The sequence below is a fragment of the Limnospira sp. PMC 1279.21 genome, assembly GCF_032349615.1.
In the GTDB taxonomy this organism is placed as follows: domain Bacteria; phylum Cyanobacteriota; class Cyanobacteriia; order Cyanobacteriales; family Microcoleaceae; genus Limnospira; species Limnospira fusiformis.
Genome location: NZ_JARPLU010000541.1, coordinates 1 through 464 on the forward strand (window position 1 = coordinate 1; position 464 = coordinate 464).

General features: G+C 40.9%; 1 protein-coding gene. It reads left to right on the forward strand.

The window, feature by feature from the left end; all coding sequences use genetic code 11:
- Positions 1 to 74: 74 nt before the first annotated feature.
- Positions 75 to 464, forward strand: a 390-nt coding sequence (locus tag P5683_RS25845; protein WP_315669522.1) for a hypothetical protein, incomplete at its 3' end; no start/stop codon positions are given.

Consider the following 464-nt stretch of genomic DNA (forward strand, 5'->3'; position numbering starts at 1 on the left):
GCAGAGTTTGAGCGCAGATGCGCATAACAGTGTCTACTTTTTATGGGTAGGACCAATGAATTGGAATTCAGTGCATGGAAATAGAAATTACACCGGACGAAGTAGCGTCAATGCTCTCTGAGACATTACGTATTGAGTTTACGAAGAATGAAGATCAATTTTTCTTTAACTTTGAAAGGTTCGAGAGCAGCAAAATAATAACTAGCACTGTGTCTGATATACAGAGCGTAATCGATGAGCTAAAAGAACTAGAAGTTGTTGATGAGTTAACTCTAATTTCACAGTCTTCAATCGAGGTTCTGGTAAGAGAAGAATCGCATTTTCCGCGACTGAGAGGGCCGAGGGATGACTGGTTTTCTCTCGAAGATCCTGATAGCAGTTGCTCATATTCTCTAAATAGGCCCAGTAAAGCTTATTTAGTTTTCTTGATGTTGTCACTGTACCCATTGTCAGGGAGGAGGGCT